This is a genomic window from Chitinophaga niastensis, from assembly GCF_003014755.1.
GTDB lineage: Bacteria > Bacteroidota > Bacteroidia > Chitinophagales > Chitinophagaceae > Chitinophaga > Chitinophaga niastensis.
Genome location: NZ_PYAW01000010.1, coordinates 82,956 through 105,293 on the forward strand (window position 1 = coordinate 82,956; position 22,338 = coordinate 105,293).

The window sequence follows — 22,338 nt, forward strand, 5'->3', positions numbered from 1 at the left end:
AGCGCATTCCCGGTTTTTTTTGATGTTGGTTACATGGAATTATAACTGATTGATGTTGGTTGTAATGGTTTATTTACGCCCGGGTAATACCCGTAATACCTGTCCCTGCTGGGTGAAATGTACTTTTCCGGTAGCTTCCAGAAATTGCAGTATATCATTTATTTGCTGACTCCTTATCATGCGCCCGGTGAAATGTGAAGAGAGATCTACCCCCGGTTCCCGCACTATTATTACATTATACCACCTGGATAGTTCGTCCAGGATATCAGCCATTGGCTCGCTGTGAAAGATGAACATGCCATTTTTCCAGGCCAGGGCAGATTCCATGTCTGCTGCCTGTACTATAATGCTACCTTCTTTTACAACGGTCTGCTGGCCCGGTTCCAGCAGTTTATTATTGCCGGTCCCGTTACTATTGTTCACTGTGGCTACTTTCAAGGCACCATTCACCAGGGTGGTGTGTTCACAACGTTCACCACTATATGCTTTTATATTAAAGGCGGTGCCTAATACGGTAGTGATGGTTTTAGCCGTGTATACGATAAACGGATGTTGTACATCTTTTGCTACTTCAAAGAATGCCTCTCCTGAAAGTTCCACCCTGCGCTCCTTTCCGGTGAATGCAGCCGGAAAACGCAAGGATGAAGCTGCGCCTACCCACACTTTGGTACCATCCGGCAGTACTACCTTATAGTCCATCCCCTTTGGTGTGATCAGTTGCTGTTGCGCTACTGCAACACCTTCGGCTACGTGGGTATTTACGGGATATAATAAACTGTTGCCATTATTCTGAGCAACGGTACCATCCTTCCCCCGGATGGTTTGATGCCCTGTTTTATTGAGCGGAATTGCTTCCTGGTTGGCAATCAACAGCTGTACGGTGTTTGCAGGAGGATGTTGTGCGGTAGTGTCATTATAAGTAATGGTGCTGACAACAGTGGCAGGTGCCTTCCGGCTCACGAAGAACCAGCAGATAGCAGTGGTTCCCAGCAATGGTAAGGCTATTGCAGCATAGCGCAGCCAGTTGCGGCTATGTGACCGGTGCATCGGAATCACCTCCTGTTTAATCCTTGCCATCAGTTGCGCATATGCCTCGCTATGATCGTCGTTATTCAGCTGTAGCAGTCGTTCGCCAAGGTAATCCGGATCTGTGAGCTGCTGCCATAACTGTTCATTCCCCGGCTGCTGCGCTCTCCACACCTGTAGCTGCACCATTTCTTCAGCGCTGATTTCCCCCTTTAATTGCCGTGCTATCAGGTTGGCAATCGCTATATTCTTTGCTGTTTTTTCCATAACGTATATCACATAAACAACGAGACGGGCAAAGTGGGTGAAAAGAAAAGTGGCTTTTTTTAAAAAATATTTCCAAAGAAGAAAAGAAAGTGAAAAGGTTGTTTTTTCAGGAGATCCCGCATGAGACGCAGGGCGCGGGCTTTTTGTGTTTTCACCGTATTAATGGATATGTTTAAACGGTCAGCGATTTCATTATTTCTAAGCCCCTCAAAATAACTGAGATGAAGCACGTTTCTGCATCCGGCAGGCAGTTTAGTCAATGCCTGCTGCACTTCTCCAAGCACTTCTGCTTCAATAAGCCGTGCCATGATATGTTTATCTTCGGGTTCAGGCATGTATCCATCTGTAAACCGGCGGACTACTTTTTCATGCTTAAATATGTTAAGGCACTTATTTTTAACGGTGAGATATAAAAATACTTTGATGGCCTGGAGATTATCAAAGCTATCCATGCGCTGCCATAGTGCTACAAAGGCCTCCTGCACGAGGTCTGCTGCCTCTTCATTGGCAGATAACATACTTTCTGCAAATAATAATAACCGGCTATTAAACAGCTCAAACAAAGATTTAAAAATCTTTTCTTTTTCCTGTTCCGGCAAATCAACACACATTATTTTGGCCATGTAGTAGGTGCAGTTTCAATAAAAGCAACGGAAGCTTCGGGTGTGAAATTAGCGGATTGAGAAACAAAATACAAACAGATATTATCCGGTTGTATGCAAATTTTAACTTTTACAACAGATGCAGATTATTCTGTATAACCCCCAATTACAGCTAATTAAGCCTACCTTCACGGCAATACGGATAATTCTGTCCCTATAATCTCCCCCTTATTGCAACAGATCTTTGAGATACTCATCAATAGTTTTATTGATAGTAAAGTAGGCATCTCAGAAAATTTTTTAAGTACCCAACTGGCTAAAGACTTAAAAGACAATTTGATACATCTCTATAAAGAAAAACAAATGCTGGCGGCCGGTACTGGCAACAGTAACCTGGTAGCACACGACAAATCCGTCAGAGGTGACGTGATTCACTGGTTAGACCGCGAGCATAATAATCAGCATGAAAATGCTTTTTTTGATGTGATGGACGCTTTTGTTGTTTATTTAAACAGCTCCTGCTACACAGGCATCACCGGCTATGAATTTCATTACACACTATATGAAACAGGAAGTTTTTATAAGAAACACCTGGATCAGTTTCGTAATAACCAAAGCAGACAATACTCTATGATCATCTATCTGAATACTGAATGGATAGCTGGTGACGGAGGACAACTCTCCATTCATCATGCGGAAGGCAATGAACAACAAATTGATCCTACCGGTGGTAAAACGGTCTTTTTCAAAAGCAGTGAATTAGCACACGAAGTATTACTCACCAACAAACCAAGAATGAGTATTACCGGATGGTTGAAGCGTGATTAATTACTTCTTCCACTCATTATCTTTCAGATTGGCATCTACAAACAAATTACCATCCAGCTTCACAGCCGCTACTGCTTTGCTGACAGGTATAGTGAGCAACAGCTTTTTGCTATTGTTTTTCCATACAAGTGATGTTTGATGTACTTGTTCTGTAGAACCATCCGTATAAGTAATGATCACATCAAAAGGACTGGCAAAGCCGCCAGTGTTGCTGATATACACTGTTGCTTTTTTATCTTTTAACTTTACATCTGTGAGTGTAATATCTATATAATTATTACTGAAGAACCAGTTACTCCAGAACCAATCCAGGTTTTGCCCGGCAGCGGTATTAAAAGAATAAAAGAAATCCCACGGAATAGGATGCTTGCCGTTCCAGTTGTTCATGTATGCGTGCAAACATTTTTTAAACAGCACATCGCCGAGCATATCTTTTAATGCAAGATAGGCCAGTGAGGGCTTGCCGTAAGCGTTGCTGCCATAGCCCATTCCACTTACCTGGTTAGACATGGAGATAATAGGCTGATCCTCTTCTGCAGAAGGATCATTGGTATAGCCGTTTACCCGGAACATTTTATAAAATCTGTCTGCCTGCTCCTTTCCTTTCTCCGCTATCCCGATGAGGTATTCAAAAGTGGTGGCCCAACCTTCATCCATAAAGGCATAGCGACTTTCATTGGTCCCCATATAAAAAGGAAAATACGTATGGGCTATTTCATGATCCTGTACCAACTGTGCAAAGTTAAGCTCATTACCCATCGTCCCATCGTTCACCATCATAGGGTATTCCATATCTGCATAACCCTGAAAGGCTGTCATAGTAGAAAAGGGATATGGTACCCCAGGCCAATGCGTGGAGAACCAGCCCAATGCATTGCGGGAAAAATCAACCGAGTGATGAAAGTCGGAAGCGGTATCGTTATAAGCCGCCTGTACACTGGCCCTGCGCATGGTTGCACTGTCTACTACCACGCTGGAGGCATCCCATACATAATGATTGCTTATACCAAACGTTACATCTGCAATATGTGTAGCCTTGAACCGCCAGGTATTCCAGTCATTTTGTTGCGTTACTACCTGTTGCTGCATATCTGCTTTGGTGGCAATATGCATTAATTCACCGGCAGTATAGGACTGTTGTAAACGTTTTGCAAATGTGGGTTGTAGTACTTCCGGTACATTCTGCAAATTACCTGTTCCCCATACCACATAGTTTTTGGGTACTTTTACGGCGACGGTATAATCGTTGAAATCACTGTAAAATTCTACACGACCCGTATGTTCTATAATGTCCCATCCGTTATAGTCGTCATATACAGATACTCTTGGGTAGGCATATGCCATAAAAAAAGTAGTACTGTCAATCACCCCTTCTCTACCTGCCTCCACAGACAAATCATAATGCCAGTTGATGCTGAGTTGCAGGCTATCCTTACTTGCCAGCGGATTTTGCAGCGGCACACCAGCCACTGTACCTACGTTATTGTCAAACCTCGCTGGTACCCCGTTAATGATCAGGGTATCTATTATTACACCAGCTGTTAAACCATCTTTATTAACATAGCCGGAACGGGGCGACTCATACTTATGCACGTTGCATATGAGCCGGATAATAATACTATTTAAAGGAGCCGGACTATTATTAACATAGCTGATCGTTTCTGTACCCGTTACCCTCCTGGATGGTGGGTTGGCCGTTAGTTGTATGTTATAAGTGCCTTTGTTCTGCCAGTAGTGCTTACCTGGTGCACCGTTCTTATCTCTTGATTCGTTGGTATAGGCCTGTTTTATGTTACGTGGCATATACAGCTCCTGTGCGCCCGCTGTGGTAGCAATACTCAACAGCAGGATCAGACTGGAAAAAATTCTGGTCATAGTTATCAAAAATTAGCGGGGATAAAAATAGGGAAAGTATAGAGAGCAAAATGAATTTATCTGAAGTTAATTAATTCTGGTTACTTGTTGTGTAAACCGGCATTAAACGACCTCACACAACAGCCCTATAAAGCAATGTAAAAGCGTGCTGTAGCGGGCCACAGGATTAAAACGAGATTAGAAAACGGGGCTATAAAAAACAGGTTTGTCCAACAATTTCCAGCTTATGTGGAACAAATTCACTTATGTTTAAATTTTTACTTTGTAAAAACCTGATTCAGAAGGGATGTTTTAAAGGCATGATTTTGCTTCAGTGATGTAACATTAAACCACTATTTTATGAAACATGAACACCACGAGAAAGCAGCTTTCCATTATGATCTGGCCTCAAAATCCCATCGCGAAGCGCACAAGAGCCATCAGGAAGGCAATGATGAAAAAGCCGCACATCACGCACAGGCTGCTCACGGACATGCAGCTCAGGCTAAAGAACATGAAGTTGAAGCCTCAAAAAAACATTCAGAAAAAGTAAAAGCAAAGTAACGGAGTGTTTAAACCCAACAAAGAAAGGGAATTCAGTGTATGAATTCCCTTTCTTCTTTTCAGCAGCCAAAGCCTGTCAAAAATGTATTTTAACACCCCCATTGCCCTATGAACGCATGCTACAAAGGCAACTAATCCAGTAGGTAAAGCTTATGGGAATTTGCAGATAATACTGTAAATTGTTTAGGCCTTTAAACCAACTTAATAATATGCGATATGCTGCCAAATATGATTTCCTTACTAAAATTATCACCCATGGCGTCATCATTTTAACCCTGATATTATTCGCCATCGCCTTTAACACCTTTCCAAAAGGATTACCCGTTACAATAGGCCCTGTGGCATTGATCATTGCCATATTCCTCAGCTGGGGATATAGTCCTCTATATTATGAAATAAAAGAAGATGCCATTGTTATAAAAAGACCTTTAAAAAATTTATCTCTACCATTAAAGGATATACGTAATATATCAATGATCAATCAAGTCGATTTAGGTGGAAGCATCCGGCTATTCGGGTCTGGCGGTCTGTTTGGGTATAATGGCACTTTTATGTCCAATAAGATAGGCCGGTACCAGATGTGGTGTACCAACAGGGAAACGTTAATCCTGATTGAATATAAAGATAAAAAGATCCTGATCAGCCCATCAGAAGACTTTGCATTTCTGAATGATGCAACGGAGCGGATGAAACATTATAAGTAACATAGACTCGTATCAATTACTCAGCAAGGCAGCTGATCTGCAGTACTTTCTCCTGTAATCCTGGGGCGTAAGACCGGTGAGTCGTTTAAATACCTGCCGGAAAGTTTTCAGGTCGTTATAACCGGCATTATACATCAGTGTGCTGATATTGAGTGCATTTTTTTCCAACTCTTTTTTTGCAGATTCTATCTTCACCCGTTGCAGATATTCCAATGGCGTATTTTGTGTAGCGCTTTTGAACCGCCTGATAAAATTACGCTTGCTCATGTTTGTTTGTTCCGCAATCTGCTCCACAGAAATCTGCTGATCGAAATGTTTCTCTATATATACCTGTGCTTTTAGAATCTCTTCATCTTCATGCTGACGTTGTCCCTGGAATACGGCAAAATGCGATTGATTCATCCGGTCCATGTCAATAGAAAACATTTTGCTGGCCCAGATACTTGCCTCTCTTCCGCAGAATTTTTCTATCAGGTACAGTACCAGGTTCAGCGAGATAAAAGCGCCACCACTGGTATACAGCCCATCCTGATCGGTCATCACGATATCAGATAAGATTTCTATTTCAGGATATCTTTGACGCATATTATCCAACGAATTCCAATGCGAAGTACATGATTTGCCGGATAACAGACCTCCCTCCGCCAGGAAATAGCTGCCAACGCATAAACTCGCTACCTCTGTTCCGGTGCCGTACATCGTGCGGATCCAATCTATCAGTACTTTATTTTTCTGTAGTACCGTATCCGGATGGCCATAAAATGCCGGCACAATAATCAGGTCTGTATCTGTAACCTGGTCTATTGTTCTATAACAGAAAAACTGTGCAGGTGCCTGTAATTGTATGTTCTTTGTTTTCTCACTTACTAACTCCAGCTCAAAAGGAACCGCTACGCCCGACTCCTGCAAAAACTGATTAGTAGCTGAAAGGATGTCTATAACACTGGACACAGCTGATAACACCGCATCTTCATAAATAAGCAAAGATATTTTCATCGTTGTGGTTTGTGTATAGTGTAATACAATACGAATATAGACAAAAATATGGCACAAAAACGCCCTACACAAGGCATATACACACAGGATAATTTTCGTTTTTCCTGCTGAAATTTGTAAGACATCAAAAACTAAAAATCATGAGTGATAACGCAATGACTGGTTTTAAAGATGAAGTAACCCAACCAGCGCAACAGCACCACCGCATAGTATCTGCAGAAGAGTGGCAGGCCGCCCGCAAACAATTCCTCGCTAAAGAAAAAGAATATACCCGGCTGCGGGATGAGCTCACCCGGCAACGTATGGAACTACCCTGGGAAAAAGTAGAAAAGAACTATGTATTTGACGGTCCCAACGGCAGGGAAACATTGTCTGATCTTTTCGGCGGACGCAGCCAGTTAATCATTCAGCATTTTATGTATGGTCCTGAAGAAGAACAAGGTTGCGTAGGTTGCTCATTTGCAGCAGATCATATTGAAGGCACACTTCCCCACCTGGAACACCATGATGTATCACTCGTAGTAGTGGCAAGAGCACCGCTCGCCAAACTGAACGCCTATAAAAAAAGAATGAACTGGCACTTTAAATTCGTGTCTTCCTACGGCAGCGATTTTAACTACGATTACCATGTATCCTTCTCCAAAGAAGACCTGGCAAAAGGCGAAACATTTTACAACTATGGAATGATCAACAATAACAGGATGGAAGATCTGCAGGGGCTCAGTGCATTTTATAAAGATGAAGCCGGAAACATTTATCATACTTACTCTACTTATGCCCGTGGTGGCGAATTACAGTTGTCTACCTATAACTACCTGGACATCGCACCACTGGGACGTAATGAACATAGTGAACGCGGCGACCTGACGGGCTGGGTGCGTCATCACGATAAATATGAAGCCAAAGGCCATGTAGATGAAACCGGCAGATACCATGAAGATAAACCGGATGCCTGTTGCGGTTCCGGGGAGGTAGCCTCATGAATACACATTGTTCCTGCAACACTGCTACGGGCAGCAGTGTTCGCAAAACAATCTCCGCGCCATCCGGGCAACGGCTTTCATTCAGACAGCGCTTTGTTAACTTTATGCGCGTGATAATTCCGGGCATTATCCTCGCATTGTTACCTAAGTGTCCTTTCTGTTTAGCCGCATATGTAGCTGTAGGAACCGGTATAGGATTGTCAGTTACTACTGCCAGATATTTGCGTACAGGGCTTGTGGTGTTGTGTGTGGGATCACTGGTATACCTTGCTGCCAGTCGCGTGAAAATAATCTATGCTAACAACGGGGTACAACAAAAGATACCCCTGAGTGGAATGGTATTTATTATTTTACTGGGGGCTGTTTGGATTTATTTTCTGTAGCTCAATACTGAATAACATCAGCTGCTGGGACTCTCCCGGTGGCTGTATCTTATCTTTATACTTAAATCCGGTCTTCTCCAATAGTCGCACAGATCTATAGTTATCACTTTGTGTAATGGCAAACAACCCTGATAAGGCCAGTTGTTCCTGCGTATATACCAGCGTGCCGGTAGCGGCTTCATAAGCATAACCTTTGCCTTCTGCTTCCGGTAAAAAAGCAAACCCCAGATCCGGCTGGTCCAGGTACTTTCTTTTAAAGAGTCCGCAGATACCAATGGGCGCACCTGTTTCCTTCAGCACTACTACCCATGCGCCATAGCCTTGTTCTACGTACAGCTGCAGGAGGTTATTCATGATGTAACGCTGTGCATCTGCGAGGGTCCTGATATTGCGGTCGCCTATATATTGCAGCCATGATGGGGTATTTAGCAACTTCATAATAAATGCATCATCAACTGCGGCAAAAGTGCGGATAATCAACCTGGGTGTTTCAAATAATATTTTCATGCAGATGTCGCTTATGTTCAATTCTATCCAAATTTAATTTTTCTTTTGATGGATGCCAACAGGAATTAATCGGGATCAATACCGGTCAGTCATTGTATCAAAAACGGACAGTTTAAAAAATACTGCTGGTATAAACAATTGATTAATAATATTAAGATATCTGGCATTATGTTAGTGCCGGCAACTTAATACAATTAAGTCCCCTGCTATGTTTAAAAGCTATTTCAAAACTGCATTCCGTTTTCTGAAAAAAAACAAAACATTCAGTTTCATCAACATTGTTGGCCTGGCTATCGGCACATTATGTTGTTTATATATACTGCTGTATGTGCAGGAACAGTACAGCTACGATAAACATTACCAGAACGCAGCAGATATCTACCGTATCAATTCCTTTGTGAAGAACGGGGGCGACGAGCGTCATTCGGCCGCTGGTTCCCCTCCTATTGCACCGGCCATGAAGAACGACTTCAGCGAGGTGCAGCAGTTTACCCGCGTAGTAGTTTCCAAAAGCGTGAACCAGCACCTGCTGCATTACAAGGAAAAGTCGATGTACGAGAAAGAGGCCGTGTTCGTGGATTCTACCTTCTTTGATATTTTTACCTATCATTTCATCTATGGCGACCCTGCCGGTGCATTAACCGCACCTTATTCCGTTGTACTGATAAAAGCTACTGCCGATAAGCTTTTCGGCAATATTGATCCCGTTGGCCAATTAATTAAGGTAGATAATGCCAGCGGCATATTCGATTTTAAAGTAACCGGCGTGGTAGATGAAAGCTTAGGGAAATCGCATATTCACGCCAATATGTTTTTCACGATGAATAGTGGCGGCCTGGGTGATTTTGTGCGTAACAACGACTCATGGGCGACCAACAACTTCGCTTATGCTTATGTAAAACTATATCCCAACACCAATGTAACCGCGCTCGAAAAGAAGCTACCTGCCTTTCTGAGTTACCACGGACAGCAGCAACTTAAAAGCATGGGTATGGAAAAAACACTGCACCTCCAACCGGTGAGCAGCATCCATACCACCACAGATTATGTGATGGAATTCAGCAAAACAGTGAGTCCTTCCTTTCTGTATCTTTTGCTGCTGATAGCTGCTTTGATTCAGCTGATTGCCTGTATCAACTTTATGAACCTGTCTACTGCCCGTGCCTCCAAAAGGGCCAAGGAAGTAGGTATGCGCAAAGTAATGGGGGCCGACAGAAAGGACCTGATACAACAGTTCCTGGGAGAATCTTTATTACTGTCTTTGATTGGTGTACTGGTAGCATTGCCTTTACTCCTGCTGGCATTACCTTATCTCAACCAGATTACACAGGCAGATATTCAGCTGTCATTCCTTACTGATTACCGGCTCTGGCTGGTGATGGCCACGCTGATCATTACAACAGGCCTGTTGGCCGGCAGCTATCCTGCCTTCTATCTTTCCGCCTTCGGAACCATTAAAGTGATCAGGGGAAACTTTACCAATCATATTTCAGCCGCGGGTATCCGCCGTTCGCTGGTTGTATTTCAGTTTGTATTATCCATCGTGCTCATCTCCGGCATTATCGTTATCTATAGCCAGTTGAATTATATTAAGAATAAGGATCTCGGATTTGAAAAAGAGCAGCAACTCGTTTTTAGTTTTCATACCAACGATGCCAAAAGTAAAATGGCTGCTTTTGTTAATGATCTGCGGCAATTACCGGAAATAAAAGCTGTTGGCAGGGCCAATAATTACCCCAGCCAGTTTGTGTATAATGATATCGACGTTTACCTCGCAGGCGGCAATGCAGCCAACTTCAAGGATGCACAATATATGCTGACGGATGAATACTTTGCAAAAGCTACCGGCATCAAACTGGTTAGTGGCCGGGATTTCCGGCAACAGGATTCTACCGGTATACTGATCAATGAAACGCTGGCAAAACAGCTGGGCATCGACCCGGCAACAGCAGAAGGTATCCGGTTATTTGCGCAGCCCAGCAATATAGGCCCTCCTTTCAGCATCGTAATAGCCGGTGTTATGAAGGATTTTAATTACAACTCGCTGCATGAAAATGTAAGACCTTTTATGCTGATGTACGATACAGACCCATCGGATTTTTCCCATGTGATAGTAAATACCGGCAGTAAAAATTACAGGGAGCTCCTGGGAAAAATAGGCCGTATCTGGCAAAGCCGTCTCCCGGATGTACCCTTTGAATATAAATTTATGGATGATGAAGTACAAAAACAATATGAAACGGAAATCACGTTGTCGCGTATCATCAATTCATTTACGCTGATGGCCATCATCATTTCATGCCTGGGATTATTTGGGCTGGCTGCTTTCAGTGCAGAGCAAAGAAGGAAGGAAATAGGCATCCGCAAGGCACTGGGGTCCAGTGTATCGGGTATTGTTCAGTTATTGTCTAAAGACTTTCTGAAATTAGTATTTATTGCCATCGTGATAGCTATTCCTATTGCCTGGTGGGCCATGAATCAATGGTTACAGGCGTACGTTTACAGGATTGAGGTGAGCTGGTGGATGTTTGCCGCAGCGGGCATGCTGGCCATTTTCATTTCCATCTGCACTATAAGTTTTCAGGCGGTAAATGCTGCCCTGGCGAATCCCGTGAAGAGCCTCCGGTCGGAATAAACATCGTTCCTGAACAAAATGATTACACCGCACGTTTAATGAGATAACTAACGCGATCATGTGTATCCTTCATCATTGGGATAAACATGGTCGCTGTAATTATTTCGCAATGCTTAAAAAGAATGCATTCATCATCAATAGACCTGTCTGCTACACCTCCTGTCTGCTGGTATTTGTAAGCCTGCTGCTTTGCCTGCTGTTTCGTGAATCGGCCAACGAATGGTTTGCACACACACAATACCTGATAACAGAAAACCTGGGCTGGTTCTTTATTCTCACCGTTAATTTTGTGCTGATCTTTTGTTTGTCGATGGCATTCGGCAAGTTTGGTCACATACGCCTTGGCGGCGAAAATGCCGAACCCGAATTCAGTACGATGTCGTGGTTTGCCATGTTATTCAGTGCCGGCATGGGTATAGGCATTATGTTCTTCAGCATTGCCGAACCGGTATCACATTTTGCCAAACCACCAAAACCCGTAGGCAACCCCATAGAAGCAGCACGACAAGCTATGGACTTCACCTTCTTACACTGGGGCCTGCACGCCTGGGGAATTTATGCACTGGTAGGACTGGCGCTGGCATTCTTCTCTTTCAATAAAAAATTACCCCTTACTTTCCGTTCTTTATTTTATCCTTTCCTGGGCGAAAAAATTCATGGATGGTGGGGACATAGCATCGACATCCTATCGGTCATGGCTACCCTGTTTGGGCTATCTACCTCATTAGGACTGGGTGTACAACAGATGAATGCAGGGATGAATTTTCTTTTTGGCTGGCCTGTTTCAGTGGGGCTGCAATCAGTACTCATACTGGCAGTTACTTCCATCGCCACCATTTCTGTCTTTTCAGGCCTCGATAAAGGCGTAAAGATCCTGAGCAATGCCAATATGATGATGGCACTGGCATTAATGTTGTTCATTTTTATCTTTGGCCCCAGCATTTATCTGCTTAAAAGTTTTATCCAGAATACCGGTTCCTACCTGGCCGATTTTATCCAGATAAGCACCTGGAATGATAGTTACCGGCAATCCGGCTGGCAAAACAGCTGGACGGTATTTTACTGGGCCTGGTGGATTGCATGGTCGCCCTTTGTAGGCAGCTTCATTGCCAGAATATCCAAAGGCCGGACTGTGAAAGAATTTGTACTGGGCGTGCTGATAGTACCGGCATTACTCACTTTCCTCTGGATGACCATCTTTGGCAGCACCGCCCTGTCATTTATATTACATGGAGATAATACCATGATTAGTGCTGTAAAAGAAAATATTTCCACCGCGCTTTTCGTATTCCTGCAAAAGATACCTTTCACCTTCTTTCTCTCGCTTTTGGCAGTAGTGCTGGTGTCCTTTTTCTTCATCACCTCCTCCGATTCAGGCTCACTGGTAATTGACAATATCACCTCCGGCGGCGCTCCTAAAACACCAGCACTGCAAAGAATATTCTGGGCTTTCCTGCAAGGGATCATTGCCATCGTATTGCTGTTGGGCGGCGGATTGCAGGCATTGCAAACAGCCGTGATCATTGCCGGATTTCCATTTGCCATTATTATTTTACTGATGTGCTATAGCCTGCGGCAAGGCATGCAGGAAGAACTTTCCGGCATGAATAAAAAGCGGCGGCAGAAACAGGAAAAAAGTTATCGCAATATTATTGCAGACCTGATAGAAGAACAAAACAACCCCAACACATAAAGCTGCTGCCATGAATACCGCACCCAAACTAAACTTACTGGCAGGTCTTGATCTTTCTGACATGGACGCAATACTGATTAACTATATCCGGCTACTGGAACAGTGGCTGCCACCTGCGCATATTACCTTCCTCCACAATATTAAGCTAAGCGAACTTCCGCAGGAGCTGAAAGCACCAGTACAATTGCTCAAAATTGCCGGTAGCATTGAAAAAAAATTAAACCAACTCATCACTGCTACTTATACCCCATCCGGTAGTTTCACAGTAATCGTCACAGCAGAAGAATTTTCTGAACTCGCCTTTACTGCTGTCTTAAAAAAGACTGGTAGTGAACTCGTACTGCTGGGAAACAAACAAGATCTGGAAGGCAGCGGCGGCTTAAATCAGCAGCTTATACGGATGCTGCCTGCAGCAGTGCTATTGGTACCCGAAACCTGCAGGAGTATGCCCTCACATATCCTGCAGGCAATAGATTTTTCCAGGCATACCCAGTCGATACTTCAATGGGGACAGCAAATCAATGCATTTGCTCCCCATGGCACTATTTTGCGACTGACCCCTGTTTATGTATCAAAGATGAGCTATCACTTCTTCCCTATCTTATCTGATGAAGAAGTAGCTGCCTCACTGAAAAAAGAAGATGCAGACAACCTCAAAAAATGGAGGGCCTTGTTTCCCGGCCATGGCTCGCTACAGCTGATACATGCGCATGAAAAAAGTATCGCTGCCACCCTATTGCAATATGCTATAAATGTACATGCCGATGTCATTATCCTGGGCGTAAAGGGTACTGCCTCACTCACCAATCTGTTTATGGGAAGTGTTGCCAATGAAATGGTACAACGGGAAACGGAAGTGTGTTTGTTGCTGGTGAAATGAGGTGATAAGGAAATTATTCATGACTGATCACCACTTTCCCAAAATATTTCCCTTCCATATAATACCGGAATGCTTCTGCTGCCTCACTAAAATGAAACACCTGATCAATCACCGGCTGCATACCATTTACTGCAATCGCTTTATTCATAGCAACGAACTGCGCTTTGCTGCCAATAGCAATAGGCCGCATGTTAGTCATACCATAAGTGATCAGGTTTACGTTGAGCAGTGAGGAATCGTTGGCTACGCCGCCAATCATCGCTACTTCTCCTTCAATAGCAGTTGACCGGATCGATTTTTCCATGGTGCCGGCGCCGCCTACTTCCACTACATGATCCACACCTTTACCGTTGGTTAGTTCACGTACCTGCAGGTGCCAGTCGGTATTTTCAGCATAGTTGATGATTTCATCGGCACCCAGTGCTTTGAGCCGCGCGCCTTTTTCTTCGCTGGAAGTAGTGGCTATTACACGTGCCCCGGCTAATTTAGCCAGCTGCACGGCGAACAATGAAACGCCGCCGGAACCAAGCGTGAGTACCGTTTGACCTGCAACCAGTCCGCGTCCGCCGGTGAGTGCATTCCAGGCGGTAAGACCAGCACAAGGTAAGGAGGCAGCCGCTACATATGAAAGATGTGCGGGTATATGTACCACTGCATTTTCATGTAGCACGGCCAGTTCCGTCAGCATACCATTCAATGAACCGCCCAGCTGTGCTGCATTTTCCCAGGCGAAAGGACCATCCTGCCATTCAGGAAAAACCTGCCCTGCTACCCTGTCGCCAACCTTAACACGGGTTACCGCTGCGCCTATTGCAACCACTTCACCAGCGCCATCGCACAAGGGCACTACATCCGGCCGGACAGGCAACGGATAAAAACCCCTTAATATCATTATTTCCCGGTAGTTCAGTGAACTGGCTTTTATCTTTATCACTACTTCATTAAGACCGGGTGTTGGTTCGTTATGTTCTTTTAATGTAAGTCCGGAGAGTCCTGCGCCTAAATTAACATGGTAGCTTTTCATAAAAATTGTTTTTGTTTTCCATCCTGTTTCAGATGTCAATGTTTAATGCAAATGTGCGCCGGGATCTTTACTTTTACAATAACGAACATAATTGTTCGTGCGCAGCAGTTGTATAAATAGTTCATCATGAAAAAGTTACAATCTACCAACCAGGAGAACAGGCAAAAGATTATTGCCAGCTGTCCTATTTCATATACCTTATCACTTATTGAAGGCCGCTGGAAGCCCATGATCCTGCATCAGCTGTTCTCCGGTGTTTCCCGCTACAGCGAATTAAAAAAAGTCATTACTATTATCACAGAACGGATGCTGACAGCCGAATTAAAAGAACTGGAGCTGCGGGGGTTAATTCATCGCACGGCGTATGAGGAAGTGCAGCTCAAAGTGGAGTATAAACTTACCGATAGAGGGGAATCTCTCAGAACAGTATTTAACCAGTTATGGCAATGGGGTAAGGCCGACAGAACAGCACTGTTAACAGAAAAGGTAGCGGAAGCAAATTGATCTGCTCTGCCTTCAAACTTTCCATAGGAGCGCTGCTCAGCCTTATTTTGCAGGTAGTAAGCGATCCAATTGCCGCTGATAATCGTATTGCAGATCCTCATGCTGTACTGCGATCACTTTTGTGATTTTTTTGAGTTGCTGCTCATATAAGTTGTGGAGTTGTATACTGTAGGTAGACAGTAACCCTGCATCTTTCATTTTGGTACAAAAATAAATGAGCAGTTCAGCCTCCACCTGTTTGGAGCTGGTATAACGGATATGCTTATTGGTTATTCTTAGAATTTTACGCAAACGCTTTTTTGCATTATATAATTTATCACTCCCGATATCCGCAAATCCTTTATCTATCTCGCTCTTCACGGATTCAATATATCTTTGTTCATCATGCGCTTCAAAAAGCAGGTAGTTCAGTAGTTCTTTATTATCAACCTTATATTTGGCTAAACGTATACATAAAGCGGCTAACTCCGCAGGTGGGATACTATTTAATTCTTTTTTTATTTCGCTAATAGAGGCAGCTTTCATGAATATCAGGTCCGTATTTGTTGTGATGCTAAGCGCGAAGTTACTATGTATTCCAGCTATTCAGCGGGTGAGGCTACATCTTTCTTTTCTAACCAGGAATTAAAAACAGTGTAAAATACGGCTACGATGATGGCTCCTTTAAACATTCCCGCAAAGCCCCATGCAGCCAGGCCACCAATTACACCCAGGAAAAGCACCAGGAAAGGGAGTTTCCCGCTTTTAGCAATCAGCAGTGGTTTCAGTACAGCTTCTCCCGCTACCATCAATATGCCATAGATGATCAGGAAAACAGTCATGCCCGTATGCCCCTGCATGGCCATCCAGATGGTTAATGGTATCCATACCACCAAAGGTCCTATCTGAATAACTACCAGGAAAAATATAAGTGCAGATAACCCCAGTGCAAAAGGAATACCTGCAATGGTTAGTCCGACCCAGGCAATGATGGCAGCAATAAAAGCTGTACCCATTACGCCGATAGCCACCCCTTTCACCGCCTGTGTGGTAGCGCTGAGCAAGGCAGAGCCATCTTTACGCCCCAGCAAATGCTGAATGGTAGACCGAAGTGGCTGTACCGCCTTGTCACCACTTACCAGTAAAAAAGCAGAGATAACGATGCCGATCACCAGCTGAAACGCTACACCAATGATACCGGCGCCGCTGTTGATCATATGATGTAATACCATTCTGATCTGCGGCTCATATACACTGATCGTCTCCTTCGGGCTCTCTTTCAGGTGTTGCCAGAAAATAACTATTTCACTGCCTACAAAAGGAATGTTTGTTATCCATGCCGGTAAGGCTGGTAACCCCTCTGTACTGGCCACACTTATCCATTCTACCGCTCCCCTTACATGTGTGCTCAGCGTGGAGATAATATACGTTAATGGCAATGCAATAACCGCTGTCAGGGCAATTGCATAAATGACCGCAGCCAGCTTCCTGCGCCCACGCATGAAGCCCGCAAAACGTTCAAACAGCTGATGAAATGAAACAGAAAAAATAAGCGCAAAGGTTAATACCCCAAAGAAAATTTTTAATACATCATAGAGTGCCAGTAATAAAGCCAGCAGTAACAGTAAAACAAGAATAGTTTCGATGATATTCCTTGAAGCAGGCCTGAAACGAGTATTCATACCATGTTATTTAATAAATAGGGAATGAACTGATCTTATAAATATAATATCTGAACAGGAAGATTCCTCATTTAGTTTAGCGCTCACCCCATGTTTCCTGTAAATGCCGCCATAATACTGTTCCATCTGCACAAGCAATAAATAAAGCACTGGACACTCTCACTGTAGTGGTGGCGGTTGTTTGCTGCGTTTCGCGGTAAGTGATCAAAGCTAATCCGGAGACAGCATATCTCACTACCATCTGATCTGTAGTGGCTATAAAATCCGGTTTTGTTCCGAAAACACCCGGTAACCAGGTGGCCAGGTCATCGTAGCACAAATAGCTATGCCAAAACCAATTGCCAATAGTCCCAATGCCAGCAATACCACAGCGGCTCCCAGCTTACGGGCCATCACCGGACTGGCAAAGGGCCCCGTGAAAAATCCGATAGCATAGGGCAGCACAGCCATTCCTGTGGAAAGTACATTCCAATGAAGTCCGTTTTGTAAATAAATAGGATAGATCATAAAAAATGCAGCCGTTGCATTGAACAAAAAGATAATAATAAGACCGGTAACAAAATGTTTATCATGAAACAGGCGCAGATCTATCAACGGATCTTTTCCAAGTGCAACCGTTCTGTTTTCCACATTAATAAAAACGATCAAAGCGGGTATAGCAGCGCCCATACAAACAAATATCCATGCCGGCCAACCAGCTTCCCGCCCTTTGATCAATGGATAAATAAATAAAAACAGCACCAGCGATATCAACAGCATACCCGGTATATCTAATTTGGGTTGCCGGGTCATCCTGTTTTCCGGTAGCAACAAAATCGCCAACACAATAGTGAGATGAATTTTACAGATGAAAGCCATCTCTCCCGGATATTTAAAAAATACCGCGGAATTACGCCAGGGGCCTACCGGAAGGCGAATAAAAAGGCGTTAAAATAATAAATGGCACAATTTTAGGTAGGTGCAGGTATAAACACCATATTTTTAAATTTAAAGCCATGAAACAAGTATTTGTAGCCTTAGCCACAGCAGTAGTTCTCTTTTCCTGTAAAAGTAATGCTGATACAGGTACTGCTATAGAAGAAGCCAGAAAAGAGACAATTGATTCAATGAACAATGTGAGTGCCATCAGTGCTACCAGGGAAAAGGTAATTGACTCCATGAGAGCAGTAAAAAGAGGGCATGAAAGGTACGCACCCGGTGTTAGCAATAATGAGAACGGATATTCTACAGCACCGGCAGCTAACGAGGCCAATAACAATACGGTAGCTTCGACCCCCGCTCCCACCCCGGTTGTTAAAAAGAAAAAAGGATGGAGCCATACTGCTAAAGGAGCTGTAGTAGGCGCCGGCGCAGGTGCCATTACAGGAGCCCTCATCAATAGAGATCACTTGAAAGGTGCTGCTATCGGAACCCTGATAGGCGCAGGTGTAGGTGCCGGTACAGGTGCTATTGTGGACTATGAAAAGAAAAAAAGAGCGCTTAATAATCAATAATACAGTTTACGAATAACAAATAATAAAGGCGCCTTCCTGACCGGAAGGCGCCTTTATTATTTGTTATTTTTCATCCGTAGCCTACTGGCATTAAAAACGCAGGGGGAAATCGAAAAGCGAGGTAAAATACATCACACAACAAGCAACAAATCTCACATGTTAAACGCAGGATTTGTTGCTTCATTCAGTTTCCGTTCCTACATTCATTTTGTGGCCATTATCTGTCCTCTTATTTCTCCATTGGGATATGCGCTGGTATGAATATTTACATACCATTTTCCTGCTAACAGGTCGGCACCCTGCGCCTGGGTTGCTACGGCACTACCTGAAACGCTGCCATAAGTAGCGGAAGAAAAGCCGGTAATACCAATCACAACAGGGGCACTTGATCCTGCCAGCGCTGGTTCATGGAAGTGCATGCCGGTAGCCGCACCAGTAATACCTGTCCATGAAAGCGAATAAGTGATTTTATATGTGGAGGGGTCGTAAGTACCTGAAAGCGTACCGGTACCGGTAGCAGCATTGGGAGGTGTTTCCTGCCCGCCATTCAGGGAAGCGCTAAGTGTATAAGTAGTGGGAGGTGGAGTAGTACCGCCACCGTACCCGTTACTTTTACCACAAGAGGCCAGCCATGCAGCTATAACCACGAAACTGTAAGCCAGCAACTGTTTCCTGTAAAGACGGAAAAAAGATATAGTATCCATAACAGTTGTTTTTAGTATTTACGTATAATTACCTTTAATCGTTGCTTTTAAATAGCTAATTAACAAATAAGGGTTTAAGTGCATGACTTAAACCCTTTTCTTTATTCCCTGATTCAGGTCAGACTCTTCCTTATAAACCGGGTGCTACCGGGATTACTTAGTATCCCGGATTATGATATGTCATTACCTTATCCGGTTTAATTTGCCCTCTTATTTCTCCATTAGGATATGCGCTGGTATGAATATTTACATACCATTTTCCAGCTAACAGGTCGTCGCCCTGCGCCTGGGTTGCTACGGCACTACCTGAAACGCTGCGATAAGTAGCGACGGAAAAGCCGGTAATACCAATCACAACAGGGGCACTTGCTCCTGCCAGCGCTGGTTCATGAAAGTGCATGCCAGTAGGCGCACCACTAATACCAGTCCATGAAAGCATGTAAGTGATTTTATATGTAGAGGGGTCGTAAGTACCTGAAAGCGTACCGGTACCGGTAGTCGCATTGGAAGGTGTTTCCTGCCCGCCATTCAGAGAAGCGCTAAGCATATAAGTAGTGGGAGGTGGAGTAGTACCGCCACCATACCCGTTACCTTTACCACAAGAGGCCAGCCATGCAGCTGTAACCACAAAACTGTACGCCAGCAACTGTTTTCTGTAAAGACGGAAAAAAGATGTAGTATCCATAACAGTTGTTTTTAGTGTTTACGTATAACTACATTTCATCGTTGCTTATTATTAGCAAATTTAACTAAAAAGGGTTTAAGTTCAATGACTTAAATCAATATCATAGTATCGTATGAATGGAATATTACCAGTCTCGTATCCCGATATTTCCAGATACCGGGTTTGTTTATTCCCAATATTTATATTATACTTGTATAGTATAAGATGACCCAACATCTTAATAAACACAACAGGTAGTATTTTGATACAGCATTCCATAAAGGAATAGAGCCGCCAACCCAAATCAGTGAGCAAACAATGAAATCATTCAACCATAAAATATTGTAAAAACCAACATTCACGATCTCAGTTATTGAAAACAGCTAACATGTCTACGGGCACAAAGGATGCTTGTTGACTGTACATAATCTATCCGAACCATATCAAACCAGATTGAATGCGCATTGCTGTCTTCATCAGTAATGAATATTGAATTATCCTAAAACAATAAACCCAAAGACGAATGATTGAAAACCACTTACCTCAGCACCATTAACTATCTATAATAATTTCTCTATCCAAAAATCAAAAACAATGAAAAAAAACAACTTTACCAGGTTGGCTGCCACCACTATGGGATTAGCCAGCGTAATGCTCTCCTGTAAGAAAGATCAAACTGTTGCCAATGAAAGTGCAGCAAAAACTGTTATGCAAACAGTAAAATCCGATAGCATGGTATTAACGCCTTACGGCATGATTCCGTCGTCAAGGGTTTTTGAAGTAGATAATAATGCTACTGTAAAAATCGTTAACGGACATCTTCAAAAATTACAGGTAAGTACAGGAAAAGTGCTGCAGGATTTTGGGCAATTATCTGAAGAAGCCCTGCATGCCACTAACCCTTACGCCTATGCTGCCAGGTTCAGCGGAGCAGCTAATGCGAGAAAGGCTTCCACCACTGCTGTTAACAGTAGCGCCCTTGCTTCAGGCGGTACAAATTATCCTGGTTATACCGTACAGGCCGCGGCAAGCAATATCAAATCTTTTTCAACCAAATGGATCGTCCCTGATGTACCGCAGGAGTCTACCAGTACAGCCACCACCTTTTTGTGGAATGGGATAGATGGTGGTGCACTTCAGCCTGTACTGATGTGGGGAGGCACTGCAGGAGGCGCCTTTTATGCTATTGCCAACTGGTATTTTCTTGGAGGTAATTACTTTCATGGTCAATACGTGAATGTATCTCCCGGTACACAACTGCAAGGCGTCATCACCTACATTTCCTACGACGGAACTAATTGGGTGTACAAAGAATCATTTACCGGCTATCCGGCAGCGGATGTTACCGTAACCCGGCCTACAGAAGCTACTGGCGTAATAGAATGCTGGGAAGCATATACGAACATTGTAACGCAATGGCCCAAAAATCTGTACACCGCCATGAACAATATTAATCTTACTGTACGTTCAGGCACGCCACCAGCCACCTTTAACTGGTCTGTTTCCGGCGGTGCTATAACTACACCATCCGGCAATAATACAGTGATAGTAAGTAACAGCACCTCCAACGGTGAGATCGATTTTTATTTTGATGGTAGTAATCCCAGCACCGGCATTGTATCGGGGGCCACGTATAAGATCGTATCTGCCACCAATAATAGCAGCGTGCTGGATGTAACGGGAGGTGGAACAACCGACGGCACCAAAGTAGAACTATGGAGCAATAACTCGCCTACCAGCACCAATCAGGAATGGGTAGTAACCAGCATAGGTAACGGGTATTATAAAGTACAACCATTAAATGCGCCCTCCAAAGCCCTGGACGTAAGCGGCGGCGGATCAGCAGATGGCACACAGATAGATATTTTAACTTACAGCGGCAGCAGCGCACAGCAATGGAACATCACCAGTGTTGGCGGCGGTTATTACAATCTTACGCCTGCATGTGCTACCTCATCATCACTCGATATATACAGCAACAATACTGCTAACGGTACTAAAGTGGAGATATGGGGCAGCAACGGGTCCAATGCGCAAAAATTTAAGTTTGTGATGCAATAAGTTGGCTGGAATAACTTTCACAGAAAAGACAGCAGAGGACTAATCCAAAAGATCAGTTTGCTGCTGTCTATTTTTTTTTAAATCTTCCGGTATAACAATCCACTCATCATTTAATATTAATAATTTCCGGCAATGATACTATATCAAAAATAAATTTCGATATATTTGAATAGCCAACATACAATCCTATGAAATGTTATTCATACTTACTTAAAATCGTTTACAGGCACTGGAACAAATAGTCGTTAACGTGAGTTTTCCATCCTATGATAATGACCTGATTTGAAAACCAGGAACTACTTAAT

General features: G+C 43.6%; 24 protein-coding genes. 12 read left to right on the forward strand and 12 right to left on the reverse strand.

The genetic code is table 11. The features are described 5' to 3' along the window. Positions 1 to 69 precede the first annotated feature (69 nt). Positions 70 to 1,293, reverse strand: coding sequence for a FecR family protein (locus tag CLV51_RS27430; RefSeq protein ID WP_106531318.1), 1,224 nt, complete (start codon positions 1,291 to 1,293; stop codon positions 70 to 72). A 59-nt stretch (positions 1,294 to 1,352) separates the two neighbouring features. Then, positions 1,353 to 1,916, reverse strand: a complete 564-nt coding sequence (locus tag CLV51_RS27435) for an RNA polymerase sigma factor (RefSeq protein WP_106531319.1) — start codon at positions 1,914 to 1,916, stop codon at positions 1,353 to 1,355. Positions 1,917 to 2,126: 210 nt separating this feature from the next. On the opposite strand from CLV51_RS27435, the gene CLV51_RS27440 reads away from it, so the two are divergent. Next, positions 2,127 to 2,723, forward strand: a complete 597-nt coding sequence (locus CLV51_RS27440) for a 2OG-Fe(II) oxygenase (protein WP_106531320.1) — start codon at positions 2,127 to 2,129, stop codon at positions 2,721 to 2,723. On the opposite strand, the gene CLV51_RS27445 is transcribed toward CLV51_RS27440, so the two are convergent. Then, the gene (locus tag CLV51_RS27445) at positions 2,724 to 4,598 is read right to left on the reverse strand and encodes a M1 family metallopeptidase (protein ID WP_106531321.1); all 1,875 of its coding nucleotides are present in this window, start codon (positions 4,596 to 4,598) and stop codon (positions 2,724 to 2,726) included. It lies immediately after the preceding gene. 339 nt (positions 4,599 to 4,937) lie between these two features. Here CLV51_RS27445 and CLV51_RS27450 point away from each other — a divergent pair, with 339 nt between their 5' ends. Further along, positions 4,938 to 5,141 (forward strand): hypothetical protein, encoded by a 204-nt coding sequence (locus CLV51_RS27450; RefSeq protein WP_106531322.1) that lies wholly within the window; start codon positions 4,938 to 4,940, stop codon positions 5,139 to 5,141. A 209-nt stretch (positions 5,142 to 5,350) separates the two neighbouring features. Then, on the forward strand, positions 5,351 to 5,845 hold the full coding sequence (locus CLV51_RS27455; RefSeq protein ID WP_106531323.1) for a PH domain-containing protein: 495 nt from the start codon (positions 5,351 to 5,353) through the stop codon (positions 5,843 to 5,845). A gap of 12 nt (positions 5,846 to 5,857) precedes the next feature. Here the strand turns inward: CLV51_RS27455 and CLV51_RS27460 are convergent, their stop codons facing one another. Further along, positions 5,858 to 6,841: a GlxA family transcriptional regulator gene (locus CLV51_RS27460; RefSeq protein ID WP_106531324.1), complete on the reverse strand. Its 984-nt coding sequence runs from the start codon at positions 6,839 to 6,841 to the stop codon at positions 5,858 to 5,860. A 140-nt stretch (positions 6,842 to 6,981) separates the two neighbouring features. Here CLV51_RS27460 and CLV51_RS27465 point away from each other — a divergent pair, with 140 nt between their 5' ends. Together CLV51_RS27465 and CLV51_RS27470 are read left to right on the forward strand one after the other, a co-directional pair. Continuing rightward, positions 6,982 to 7,824: a DUF899 domain-containing protein gene (locus tag CLV51_RS27465; RefSeq protein ID WP_245898978.1), complete on the forward strand. Its 843-nt coding sequence runs from the start codon at positions 6,982 to 6,984 to the stop codon at positions 7,822 to 7,824. Beyond that, positions 7,797 to 8,207 carry a hypothetical protein gene (locus CLV51_RS27470; protein WP_146151393.1) on the forward strand — a complete coding sequence of 137 codons (411 nt, stop codon included), beginning with the start codon at positions 7,797 to 7,799 and terminating at the stop codon, positions 8,205 to 8,207. Before CLV51_RS27465 ends, CLV51_RS27470 begins: the two co-directional genes overlap by 28 nt. On the opposite strand, the gene CLV51_RS27475 is transcribed toward CLV51_RS27470, so the two are convergent. Continuing rightward, positions 8,175 to 8,714, reverse strand: coding sequence for a GNAT family N-acetyltransferase (locus tag CLV51_RS27475; protein WP_106531326.1), 540 nt, complete (start codon positions 8,712 to 8,714; stop codon positions 8,175 to 8,177). The genes CLV51_RS27470 and CLV51_RS27475 overlap by 33 nt on opposite strands. A gap of 208 nt (positions 8,715 to 8,922) precedes the next feature. On the opposite strand from CLV51_RS27475, the gene CLV51_RS27480 reads away from it, so the two are divergent. The 3 genes from CLV51_RS27480 to CLV51_RS27490 all read left to right on the forward strand — a co-directional run bounded on the left by CLV51_RS27480 (position 8,923) and on the right by CLV51_RS27490 (position 13,922). Next, positions 8,923 to 11,349, forward strand: a complete 2,427-nt coding sequence (locus CLV51_RS27480) for an ABC transporter permease (protein WP_106531327.1) — start codon at positions 8,923 to 8,925, stop codon at positions 11,347 to 11,349. A 109-nt stretch (positions 11,350 to 11,458) separates the two neighbouring features. After that, positions 11,459 to 13,042: a BCCT family transporter gene (locus tag CLV51_RS27485; RefSeq protein WP_106531328.1), complete on the forward strand. Its 1,584-nt coding sequence runs from the start codon at positions 11,459 to 11,461 to the stop codon at positions 13,040 to 13,042. Positions 13,043 to 13,052: 10 nt separating this feature from the next. Continuing rightward, positions 13,053 to 13,922 (forward strand): universal stress protein, encoded by an 870-nt coding sequence (locus CLV51_RS27490; RefSeq protein ID WP_106531329.1) that lies wholly within the window; start codon positions 13,053 to 13,055, stop codon positions 13,920 to 13,922. Positions 13,923 to 13,935: 13 nt separating this feature from the next. Here CLV51_RS27490 and CLV51_RS27495 read toward each other — a convergent pair whose 3' ends face one another. After that, positions 13,936 to 14,946 (reverse strand): zinc-dependent alcohol dehydrogenase family protein, encoded by a 1,011-nt coding sequence (locus tag CLV51_RS27495; RefSeq protein WP_106531330.1) that lies wholly within the window; start codon positions 14,944 to 14,946, stop codon positions 13,936 to 13,938. 126 nt (positions 14,947 to 15,072) lie between these two features. Between CLV51_RS27495 and CLV51_RS27500 the strand changes: the two genes are divergently transcribed. Continuing rightward, positions 15,073 to 15,450, forward strand: coding sequence for a winged helix-turn-helix transcriptional regulator (locus CLV51_RS27500; protein WP_106531331.1), 378 nt, complete (start codon positions 15,073 to 15,075; stop codon positions 15,448 to 15,450). Positions 15,451 to 15,492: 42 nt separating this feature from the next. Here the strand turns inward: CLV51_RS27500 and CLV51_RS27505 are convergent, their stop codons facing one another. The 4 genes from CLV51_RS27505 to CLV51_RS27515 form a co-directional block, all read right to left on the reverse strand. Beyond that, positions 15,493 to 15,975, reverse strand: coding sequence for a hypothetical protein (locus CLV51_RS27505; RefSeq protein ID WP_106531332.1), 483 nt, complete (start codon positions 15,973 to 15,975; stop codon positions 15,493 to 15,495). 56 nt (positions 15,976 to 16,031) lie between these two features. Continuing rightward, positions 16,032 to 17,111 carry an AI-2E family transporter gene (locus CLV51_RS27510; RefSeq protein WP_106531333.1) on the reverse strand — a complete coding sequence of 360 codons (1,080 nt, stop codon included), beginning with the start codon at positions 17,109 to 17,111 and terminating at the stop codon, positions 16,032 to 16,034. A gap of 76 nt (positions 17,112 to 17,187) precedes the next feature. After that, on the reverse strand, positions 17,188 to 17,352 hold the full coding sequence (locus tag CLV51_RS28970) for a hypothetical protein (protein ID WP_158267173.1): 165 nt from the start codon (positions 17,350 to 17,352) through the stop codon (positions 17,188 to 17,190). Between the two features lie 14 nt (positions 17,353 to 17,366). Continuing rightward, the gene (locus CLV51_RS27515; protein ID WP_106531334.1) at positions 17,367 to 17,969 is read right to left on the reverse strand and encodes an MFS transporter; all 603 of its coding nucleotides are present in this window, start codon (positions 17,967 to 17,969) and stop codon (positions 17,367 to 17,369) included. Here CLV51_RS27515 and CLV51_RS27520 point away from each other — a divergent pair. Continuing rightward, on the forward strand, positions 17,946 to 18,047 hold the full coding sequence (locus CLV51_RS27520; protein WP_106531335.1) for an AraC family transcriptional regulator: 102 nt from the start codon (positions 17,946 to 17,948) through the stop codon (positions 18,045 to 18,047). The two genes, CLV51_RS27515 and CLV51_RS27520, sit on opposite strands and share 24 nt — an antisense overlap. Positions 18,048 to 18,106: 59 nt before the next feature. After that, entirely contained in the window at positions 18,107 to 18,604 is a 498-nt protein-coding gene (locus tag CLV51_RS27525) for a YMGG-like glycine zipper-containing protein (protein ID WP_106531336.1), read from the forward strand. 203 nt (positions 18,605 to 18,807) lie between these two features. On the opposite strand, the gene CLV51_RS27530 is transcribed toward CLV51_RS27525, so the two are convergent. Together CLV51_RS27530 and CLV51_RS27535 are read right to left on the reverse strand one after the other, a co-directional pair. Then, positions 18,808 to 19,308 carry a CHRD domain-containing protein gene (locus CLV51_RS27530; RefSeq protein ID WP_106531337.1) on the reverse strand — a complete coding sequence of 167 codons (501 nt, stop codon included), beginning with the start codon at positions 19,306 to 19,308 and terminating at the stop codon, positions 18,808 to 18,810. Between the two features lie 157 nt (positions 19,309 to 19,465). After that, positions 19,466 to 19,993, reverse strand: coding sequence for a CHRD domain-containing protein (locus CLV51_RS27535; protein ID WP_106531338.1), 528 nt, complete (start codon positions 19,991 to 19,993; stop codon positions 19,466 to 19,468). A gap of 573 nt (positions 19,994 to 20,566) precedes the next feature. Between CLV51_RS27535 and CLV51_RS27540 the strand changes: the two genes are divergently transcribed. Beyond that, entirely contained in the window at positions 20,567 to 22,033 is a 1,467-nt protein-coding gene (locus tag CLV51_RS27540) for an RICIN domain-containing protein (RefSeq protein WP_211302138.1), read from the forward strand. Positions 22,034 to 22,338: the final 305 nt, after the last annotated feature.